At 48.8% G+C, this 570-nt stretch carries 1 rRNA gene; it reads right to left on the reverse strand.

Annotation, left to right across the window (positions count from 1 at the left end):
- Nucleotides 1–8 precede the first annotated feature (8 nt).
- Nucleotides 9–570, reverse strand: a 23S ribosomal RNA gene (locus OC526_RS08315); the annotation flags it as partial.

Consider the following 570-nt stretch of genomic DNA (forward strand, 5'->3'; position numbering starts at 1 on the left):
CAATATTTCCAGTCAAGATTTAAAGTTTAGTATCCATTAGCTTAATGCATTACTGCACTTACACCTTGGACCTATCTAACGTATTTTCTTTACGTACTTTTAGAAATCTTATCTTGAGGGTTGCTTCGTACTTAGATGCTTTCAGTACTTATCAATTCCATACTTAGCTACCCAGCTATGCTCCTGGCGGAACAACTGGTACACCAGTGGTATGTCCATCCCGGTCCTCTCGTACTAAGGACAGGTCCTCGCAAATTTCTTACGCCCACGCTGGATAGGGACCGAACTGTCTCACGACGTTCTGAACCCAGCTCGCGTGCCTCTTTAATGGGCGAACAGCCCAACCCTTGGGACCTACTTCAGCCCCAGGATGAGACGAGCCGACATCGAGGTGCCAAACCTCCCCGTCGATGTGGACTCTTGGGGGAGATAAGCCTGTTATCCCCGGGGTAGCTTTTATCCGTTGAGCGATGGCCCTTCCATGCGGTGCCACCGGATCACTAAGTCCGTATTTCTACTCTGCTTGAGCTGTATCTCTCGCAGTTAAGCTCGCTTTTGCCTTTGTACTCT

The organism is Anaerococcus sp. Marseille-Q5996, assembly GCF_946893725.1.
Lineage (GTDB): Bacteria > Bacillota > Clostridia > Tissierellales > Peptoniphilaceae > Anaerococcus > Anaerococcus martiniensis.